At 64.2% G+C, this 9364-nt stretch carries 6 protein-coding genes and 1 pseudogene; all 7 read right to left on the bottom strand.

Annotation, left to right across the window (positions count from 1 at the left end):
- Positions 1–2013: hypothetical protein (locus MJ785_RS15830; RefSeq protein ID WP_239381535.1), on the bottom strand; the 2013-nt coding region annotated here is incomplete at its 3' end.
- A complete protein-coding gene (locus MJ785_RS15825) occupies positions 2010–2804 on the bottom strand; it encodes a hypothetical protein (protein ID WP_239381533.1) in 795 nt (264 codons plus the stop codon). The genes MJ785_RS15830 and MJ785_RS15825, both read right to left, overlap by 4 nt.
- Positions 2805–3011: 207 nt before the next feature.
- Positions 3012–4091 carry a hypothetical protein gene (locus MJ785_RS15820; protein ID WP_239381531.1) on the bottom strand — a complete coding sequence of 360 codons (1080 nt, stop codon included), beginning with the start codon at positions 4089–4091 and terminating at the stop codon, positions 3012–3014.
- Complete coding sequence (locus MJ785_RS15815) at positions 4092–5705, bottom strand: AAA family ATPase (RefSeq protein ID WP_239381529.1); 1614 nt, start codon at positions 5703–5705, stop codon at positions 4092–4094.
- Entirely contained in the window at positions 5702–8479 is a 2778-nt protein-coding gene (locus MJ785_RS15810; RefSeq protein WP_239381527.1) for a TIGR03986 family CRISPR-associated RAMP protein, read from the bottom strand. The genes MJ785_RS15815 and MJ785_RS15810 overlap by 4 nt, the downstream gene beginning before the upstream one ends.
- The gene (gene csx19 / locus MJ785_RS15805; RefSeq protein ID WP_239381525.1) at positions 8472–9029 is read right to left on the bottom strand and encodes a CRISPR-associated protein Csx19; all 558 of its coding nucleotides are present in this window, start codon (positions 9027–9029) and stop codon (positions 8472–8474) included. The genes MJ785_RS15810 and csx19 overlap by 8 nt, the downstream gene beginning before the upstream one ends.
- Positions 9026–9364 (bottom strand): annotated as a pseudogene (locus MJ785_RS15800) (hypothetical protein); the annotation flags it as partial. The pseudogene MJ785_RS15800 and the gene csx19, both read right to left, overlap by 4 nt.

Raw genomic sequence — 9364 nt, 5'->3', positions numbered from 1 at the left:
CATTCGGAGCGCATGCCAGGGCGCAAGGTAGTACCAGCGATCGCCGACGGGCTCTGTGTGCGGGACAGGCGGGTCTGTTTGCGGCACCCAGCCCTCCCACTGAGTGAGCCCGAACCGACCCAGTTGGGCAACCGTCACTTCTTCCGCTTTTTTCGGCATGCGGAACGTGTGGTCGAGCATGGCGAGGGCGAGATAGGCGGCGTCCCATGGGTGGGAGTCGACGATTCGCAGACACAGCTCGAGCCGTGCGCGGGCGAGTTTCACTTCGGCTACGGAAGTCTGATCATCCGTGCCTGGCGGCAGGACGCCGAAGGCGTTGCGCTGAAGCTCGTTGACCTCGACAGCGAGAGCTTGAAGCTTGCGGGAGCCACGCTGGAGCAGATGCCCGGCCAGCGTGATGTCGAGTCTGGTCAGCGCTTCGGCAGCCAGACAGGCGAGGGCTCTGTCAAGGCCCAGGACGGCGAACGGTCTGGTGTCCTCCGCCGTAACACGTGTCGTCTCGATGATGAGTCCGTCAGGGCCATGGTCACCCTCCGCTACCAGCAGCGTCAGTGGTACCGCTGCGTGCAGCGACCAATCGATCCCTGCGAGGATCGCTGCCACCATCAGCGCCTTGCGTCCGATCGGCAACAGTACGGCGACCTCGTCCGCTACCACCGCGCGCGGTTCTGCCGACAGTGCGTCAAACAGCTGAACGCGGCACTTCTTGACATTGTCCGGTCGCAGCTTGGGGTCGGTGACCGTCACCGGAATTCGTTCCACGCCTTCGCGGGTGGCCGTCACCCTGGCCATGTCGGTGACGAACTCGAACGAAAGCACCTGCCCGGCGCCGAGTGCCTCGGAGATGCGGTCGAGTAGAAACTGATCGTCGATCTTACCCTGGTCGGGTGTGGCGGACCGGCTCAACGCCCGTAGCACGACGACTGTCCGTTCGGCCGGCGGCGGGGGTGCGACCGGCCAGTCCGGGAAGGCTTGGAGTACGCAGCGCTCGGCCCGCCGAGTGGTCGCCCATTCGTTCTGCATCGTGCGGATGACAGGAGGTGGAGGTACCGGTTTGTGCATGCCGTGGCTGAGCCGTACAACCTTGTTACGCCATTCCTCGACCGTCGGATTTTTCGGATCGGGAAGCGGAGGCACCAGCTGCTTTTCTGGAATAGCGGCGTGTCCCGCCAGGCAGAGCCAGGTGCGGGCGGCAGCGCCGTCGGTGATCTCCCCGCGGGCGAGTCCTTCGGCGAACGCGGCCTGTACCGCCTCAGCCAGGATCGCCTGAACAACGTCCGTCACTTTCCAGGCGCCGTTTTCCTTCGGCTGATCGGCGAGCAGCGTGTCTACATCGACGCGTTGCCGGCGGGCCAGAAAGTCCCAGCCGGCGTCACCCGGGGACAGCGGTGGTGGCACCTCCAACGGCGGATCGCTGCTGGCGAGCGGCTCGTAGTAGCGGTGGCGCACCAGCCATCGCGCCGGCGCCGCGTTCAGCCCGCGCGGAAGCAGCGAAATCCGGCTCCCGGCTCCGTTCGCCGCCCACAAGGTCGACTTATGCCCATGCAGTAGAAGCTCGAACATCACTCCCAGTAAAACGCCTGTTGCACCGCCGCCAAGCGGTAGCTCCCACTGGGTATGTACGTCGACGGCGTTGGCCGCGTCGTCGACGAAATCCGTCAACCACTTTCTGGCATCCGCAACGCTGGGAAGTGGAATCGTTGCGACGGTGGTTGCCGGCACCCGCTGCTGGACGAAGGGGAGGATCGCCTCGGCCAGGTCCTGGGTTGCCGGCTGCACCCTCGGATCGTCGTGCCGCTTGGTCGCGATGAGGATCAGTTTGCCAACCGGAGGATCATCCAATTTTTCGATCTTCCGAAGAAACCAGGCGATCGGTGTACCGGCGAGCTCATCAGCGAGAGCGGAGGGCTCAAGGCCGGTGAGTTCTGTAATCCGCGTGGCCGTCTCGGCGGGTGTCGGCTCGTGCATGCCGAGGTCGGAGGCTCCGACGACGTGCACAGCGATACGGTTCACTTCCTGCCTTTCGTTGCGGCGGTCATCTTCTTGGTCGGCACGGCCATGGGTGTCCCTGTACGCGTGCGGTCCTCCCACAGCCCCGGTGCCGCCGTGTACCGATGGCGCTGCCGCCGAACAGGGTGCCCGTCGACGAGCTCGACGGCGCTGAACGGGACAGTTGCACGCGGTTTGGCAGCCAGTGGCCCCGCGATGTACCGCTGATACCGGCGCGGGTCTTCCTCACGCAGCACACTGACAACACGGGCGACCCACCTGGCCATGTCCGGGAGCGCCAGCCCGTGGCGTTCCGCCCACACCTGCAACGGCCAGCCGGGTTCGCCGGTGGCCGAGCCATCACTGCCGAGCCAGGTGAGGAGGTGCACAAGCAGCTCTCGATCCGCCGGGTCGGGGAACAACCGATTCGCCCAGTCGGCGCCGCTGACCCGCTCCGGCCGTTGAGGTAACCCGAGATTCCTACGCCGATAGCGGTGCATTTCTCCCAACACCGCTGCGGCGGTACGTGCGGCGTACAGGTACAGCGCAGCTTCCTGCGGCGTCCGATGGCGGTCGTCGTCAGAGAGCAGACTGCGGGCAGGTGAACGTTCCAGCCAACCGGCCGCCGTGATCTTCTCCACGACGCCTGCCAGCACATCGACGGCATCGTCGAAACAGCCGAGATCGCAGCAGGCGAGCACCGTCCGCCGTGGGTCGGGGCCTGCCGCCGTGCCCCGCGTAGCCGGGCAGGGACGACCGCCATGCCACAGCGACGCCCGCGCCATCGTGGCGTTCACCGCACTGGTGCAGGTCACGAACACCTGCTCAACCCAGCTCGGCTCGGTGGCCCCACAGCGATGCCCAGGCGTCCGTGGCGTGTTCTCACCACTGACTCGGTCCGGATTTGGATCGGTTTCCATCGCTTCCATGCCGCTGAGCCTGGTAGCCGACCAGCCGCCCCAGGAGGGCACGATCTGCTGAGTTCCTTCGTCGCCGCAGCAGATCGTGCCTGCCCGACGCCGTCACGATCCCTGCCGTCGGCCCTGGGACTGCGGCCGGCTCCCTGCTGCGGCGATCAGTATCTTTTCTTTTTCGAGAATGTTCGTGAAGTCACTACTGTGCCGGTCATCCTCGCAGCGGTAGGTAAGCTGCCCATCCATTCCGGCAGGATTGGCGATATAATCCAATCCCGAGCTTATCGACAGAGTTCTTTTATCGAAACGAAAATGCCTGTCATGGTGTCGTTCTTCCGGCGATGAATCTGTTTTCTTCTCCCCCTTTTTTCCCCATGTTTTGTCCGGTAGCCAGGTCAGCTTGAACTCTTTAATTCCAGTCGTCCCTTCGTAATTCCTTGCAAAGGATTCCACCTCTTTCATTCTGTGTTCTGCATCCTCCCGGTCGCCCTTGTTTTTGTTCGGTAGTACACGTGTCAGGATCTGTATTTTTCTTCCGTGGCTGCTTTTGGGTGAAGGGATCTCACCTATTTTCTCCCATAGGTATGCGCAGTCCTGAAGATTTCCCCCCGCGTATTTATCGATTAGCACGACATTGGAGGCCCGTATGACCAGTGGTTTTATATAATGGTTCCATAGATCGTCTCGCGAAAGCTGGCCCGCGCGGTAGTAGCGGCTGTTCAGCTCCTCCATCTCCCGTAGCTGTTTCGGTGTCACGCCTCGATAGCTGCTGATACATATTCCGCTGGCCTCGTCGGTTCTGCCGTCTGAGCTCGGACTGAAGCCGAATTCTCGGGCCTGGTCGGTGCCCACCAGAAAGTGATCCATGTGGCTTCGCCAGGAAAGAAGATCTTTCCTATTTGAGATTGACATTGCTCGACGGGACGGACGTGCCGATTGGGGGAAGTGGATACGGAATTGGCGGCCGGCACGTCCAAAAATGGGATCCCAGTAGGCTCTGACAGTCGATGGTAGAGTGCTCACCTTCCGCCGGTATTCGCTCACTTCGGTATCATCCAGGCAGGCAATTTCGGCATGCCGGGTAAGTACCGCAGTGAGGGATCGGTGCACCGCATGCAGCTGATACCGGTCCGAGTTGAGCACCGGGTCATCGAAGAAGGAGGCCGCAATTGCGATTCGAACTAACATCTAATACTCCGGCTCGATAGCGCGAATGCGTGCCGTCGGAAATACGTTGTCGGCTCCCGGGTCAAGCTCCCCGTCTCCTGCCCACTGATGGTCCACCGGAAATGCGGTGTAGCGCTCATGATCCATTCCTACTGTAATCACCTGAATATCTTCGGCGCGCTCTTCTTGTAGAGCTACGAGTGCCTGAATTCGCAGCAACATATTCTCGCTGTGGGTCTCGACGACAAGCTGCGGTAGTGAGACCTTTCGGGCGGGATTCGTGGCGCTGTGCAGCAGCTCCTCGATGAGGTCAACCTGGAGATCCGGATGTAGGTGTGTTTCTGGCTGCTCAATCAGAAGTGGGCGCCCACTGTCGCGACTGCACTCAGCGAGGATCGGCAGGAGATGGTTGAAACCGTAACCGACGTTCTGTAGCTGAGACTCCATTCCGTCACGGACAAGGGCTATATCGTTGAGCATAATTTTTGATCGATGTCTTTTCAGGCTACTTACGTCATTGTCGTCGAAGGTCGCCTGTGGATAGTTCCATTGCCGGATTCGGTAAGGGGAACTGAGACGGGAAAGTGCGTCGTTGACACCGTTGATCACGCCTTTTCCTTCACGCTGGCTTGCCAGGAAATGAAAGAGTCTGCCGCCGTCACGGCCCACCCCGTCAGGGCCGTCGTCGTCGTGCCGTACCGGCCGCCGGTCTGGTGGTATACGCCCCGGGCCGAGATGTCGAACATCGCTCAGGACGTGCTCCAGGCTTTCCCTGAGGCGTATTGCGTAGCGCTCCGAAGCGTCGATGCACTGCCAGGGAGAGTCCGAATCGAGCCATATTGCTACGTCGCTCCCTGGCTCGCTGTCGTCTTTTCCGTTAGGGAACCATGATCCGCCTGGGAACCGGAAGCCCTGTATTTTACCCGGGCATAGTCCGGCGACGCTGACAAGAGGCTGAATCGATGCGGCAGTGGCTGCAGCCCAGGTTCCGGCGAGGCTGGCATCCGGGATACCATTTGAGGAGTTGAGGATCGTCCGCAAAAAGACATCGATTGTTTCTTCTGATATTTCAAAGAGAAATTCTTGATCCGACTGGTTGTTGTTTGTCGACGGTGGTTGAAGAAGGTAGGTGGTCGCCTCGCCGGAGTCCAGAACCTCGATCGACTCAAGTTCGCCGCCAGCGCCACTGAAACCGTAGATCGCGACGGTCTCGTTGCCGAAAGCATCGCGCCAACTCACCCCCAGGGAGATGGTCAACTCCGTCTGATGTCTGTGGACGACTTCGCGGGTGGAGCCCAAGGCGATCAGGCTGTCATTGAGGACCAGTCGTGGCCACTCCTGCCGGGCAGGCTGCATCAAGGACTGGGCGAGCACCAGTAATGCCTGCAGGAGAGTCGATTTACCTGCCGAGTTCGGACCGTAGAGGAGAGTCAGTGGCGCCAGTGGAATGAAAAATGATCCATCCCCGCCCGCGGGCACTCCGAAGGCCTTGAAATTCGCAATGTGCAGGCCGGTGAGAAGCGGACGTGTGTTGGGAAGAGCGGGCGGCGATTCTTTACGATCACCATCGTCGGTCAGTACATCCTCGTTTTTGACCTGAAGTTCGAGGTCATCTTTTGGAGCGGCGTCGGTCATCGTGGCGGGCCTGTACGGTCGGGGGCCGGGTATACGACGAGCGGGTCGCCGTCTGCGGGCGGGAGGCTTTCGGCCCGCACGAAGCTGTTGGAGCGTTCCTGCTCGTTCTGTACGAACCAGGCATAGGCCTGGCCGCGCGGATCGGGCGGGACGGGAACCGATCTGTCCATGGCGGCGGGCCGGACCCGCGGATAGTGCACCGGGGTGGACGCATCGCCGAGCGCCGCTGTGAGGAAGGCGGCGAGGTGCGGGCGTCCGGGCCACATGTCGGAGGCCTTCTCGAACACGGCGATGAGCGTGTTGACGTCCGCAGCGGTGCCAGGGAGCTGGTCGCCGAACGAGGCGTAGTAGTCGGCGATGGCGGCGCCCGTACGCAGTTCGGTCGTCTCGGGGTCGAGATCCAACCGGACGCTGCCGAAGCCGAGAGGTTTACCGAGCCCGAACCGGTGATAATGCTCCGCCGGCAGCTGTAGCAGCCACAGCAGAGCGCCGAGCTCCGCCTCGGTCAGATTGATCACGTCCAAGGTGAATCGGAATGTGGTACCGGGTCTGACCCAGCCACGGACCGAACGGTTCTGGTTGTCACGCTGTTCCTCGCCACCGGTGGCAAACGCACGGTTATCGGCGGTGAGTTCCTTGCCCGGGCTCTCTTTCGCCGGGCGTCGGTACTCCTGATAGTGCCCTTTGTCATCCAACGTCTGGGTTCGGTCCTCGGTCGGATTCTTCCAGTAGTCGCCAGCCAATCCGGCATGGTGTGGGTACGTCTTGCGGCCACGCAAAGACCGGCCGGGAACATACCAGTCCCGCCTCGGCGTGCGTGGCGGCAGCGGCATCGGGTACTGCGACGTTCCTGCCGCCGCGTAGAAGCGGCCTTGCTGGGGTTTTGGCTGGCCGAGGATCGCCAGTGGAAGACCGTCCGCGCCGAAATCCGTAACCGTGTCCCCAACGGCATCGCGGCCTACGTCCACCGTGACCGGTCCCACCCGCAGTTGTCCGCGGTATGCACCGTGGCCGTCCGGATTGACCCAGCCGAATACCCGGTCCGCGGGGGACAACTCGTCGCGGGTCGACGCCGGGCGGAGCGACGGGTGAAGAAGATCCTTGGGTGATGCGGAAAAGAGCTCCCGGGCGATCATCACCGGGTACAGGGCGTCGACGTTCCCCCGCGAGTCGAGGAGGGCGTAACAGAGGTCGCCGGGGCGAAGCTTTTCCGCTCCCTCCTCGTACAGGTGGCGACTCCATGCCGTTTGTCCCGGTTTCGGGCCGAGCCATTTCTGCGGTGGGGCGAACTTCTCGCTGCCGCCCCGGGGCGCGCTGCGTGGCCCGGGACCCCGGTCGGTGCTCACGTTCGGCCGCTCCCAGACGTCGGCATGCCGGTGAGCGTTGCGGTAGTCGTTGACGAGCGCTGTCCACGCCTTCTTCGTCGTGTCCGCCAGCTCCCGGGTATGCGAATCGCCGAAGAAGACCCGCTCGTCATGTTTGCGGCTGAAGTTGCGGTTGTTCACACAGACCCAGCCCAAGGCCTCCCGTGTGTCGGAGAGCGGCTCGTGCACGGTGAACCGGTCACGCCACACCGGGTCGGCGACCTTCATCTCAGCCGGGAACGGCTCGCCGGCCCGAGCGATCGCCACCACCTGCCAGTAGCGGAAGTCGGCGACGTGGTCCTGCCGGCGCTTGTCCCAGCGGTAGTGCTGGATCAGCCGCAGCCGGACCCTGACCTCGTCCCGGTGCTCCGGCTCCGACTGGTCGCCGTACAGCACAGGCCGCCGGGATCCCGACCCGTACCGCGGTAGCCAGGCCGCGTACATCACGGTCTGCGGGGACGAGCGCTGGCCGAGCGGCGCGGTACCGGTCAACAGGTCGACGGTGACGGCGTCCCGGCCGACACGCGCCGGTACGAGCGCGAGACCTGCACTGGCGGGCGGCCGATATCCCAGCGGTTCGTCATGGCCGGTGAAGACACCGAGCCGGGAGTTGGTCGCCGCCTCGTAGGCCGCCCGCAACATTCCCTTGACCGCCGTTGGCGGGATGTGTGGCCGGCCGTCCCGCAGCAGTACCGAGTACGTCGTGTGACCCCGGTCGTCCGGCTTCGCCGGCGCGGTGTCCAGCAGCAGCAACGGTGTGACGGTCGTCAGCGTCACACCGATCCGCCCGCTCCAGCGGTCCGCTTCCCACACGTCGTGGCCAGCGGGTGGGGCGTCCCCGAGAGGTCCCGCACCGTCGCGTGCCAGCGCCGGCACGAACGTGTACGGGTTCCGGAACAGGTCCACGGCGTTGACCGCCGGCCGGGCGGATCCCTGAGCGGACGGCGGGCCGGTCGGGCGGGTCCAGCCGGGACGCTGTCCGTCCCCATGCCGGCTCCCTGGCCTGCGCGGGGGAACGCTGCGCTGACTTGCGCCCGCTTCATTCGATGCGCGGGTGGCAGGCTCTTGCTGCGGGGTCCGCCGGCCGGTGTCGGAGGACGCGGCGGGCTGGGCCGACCGCGTGGAAGGGGGACGGCTCGGCAGCGGGCTGCCTGCCCGGCGGACGCCTCTAACCTGGCCCTTCACCCATTCGTAGTCGACGCTGAGCCCGTCGAGTTCGGCGGGGGCAAGCGCGCCCAGGTCGTCGACCAGAGCCTTGCCCGGTTGCGGGATCCTGCGTCGGTTCGACCCGTCGACGATCACGAGCCGGCCGCCGTCGGCTTCTGAGGGCTGCCAGTGCAGACGTCCGCTGCGGGTGTGGGCGCCGCTGGCGGCGCTGCTGCTGTGATCAGAGCTGCGAGCCTCACTCATCGATCTGCCCCTCCTCGATGGCGATCAGCCGTTCGTCGAGCACGTAGGAGTTGCCGTGGTCGGGTTCTACCGCGATGTACTCGCGTGCCCGCAGCCGCAGCCTGCGTCCTCGTGGGGGTACCGCCGGTACCCGCAGGGTGCCGATCCGTGCCGCCGACAGCGATACCCAGCCCGCCGGGTTGTCCCCGTCGACCACCTCACCCCACAGCAGGTAGCGCAGATCCACCGTCCGCAGATCCTTCCATTCCTGGCCTCCGGTCACCCGTTCGCCGAGCAGCACCCCTTGGCCGTCGTCGCCGCGACGTACCCATCGCAGTTCCACGTCCGGAGTGAAGGCGCGAGCTTCATAGACCCGGCCGAGGTCCACCTCACCCCCTGGCATACCGCCGTCTGGCGCGCTACACCTACCGTCATCACTAATGGTGGCAACGGTGTAGGCGTCGGGTGACGACAGCAGGGCGATGCCACCTGCCAACTCCGTCACCCGGGCGAGCATGCCGGGCAGCGGTCCGCTGAGCGACCGTGACCCGAGCCGTGTTGATCCGCTCATGCTGCCGCCTGTTCTTTCCACAGCGCTGTCCACGTGTCCCGCAGCAGCTCTCCAGCCGGTGACGCGAGGTACTTGTCGAGGTCCAACCTGCCGTCAGGGGTGTCCACGGTGACGGTCGCGGTGATGTCCCCGAAACCACGGGTAGTGCCTTGGCCGATCGGTAGCCGGTGGTCGCGCAGATCGCGTAACACGAGCATCAGCAGCGCCAGGGACAGGTTCGCGTCGTCGCCCAGCCGCGCGATGTCGACGGTCAGCCGGATCGGTTCCCAGCCGATCTGCCACGGCTCCAGAATGGTGAACAACAGTTTGTCGGCCGCGCCGCCGGTCCACCGGTC

Source organism: Protofrankia sp. CiT1, assembly GCF_917627335.1.
Classification (GTDB): domain Bacteria; phylum Actinomycetota; class Actinomycetes; order Frankiales; family Frankiaceae; genus Protofrankia.
Note: the sequence above shows the minus strand (reverse complement) of the source record. Positions and strands in the feature narration are given on the sequence as shown.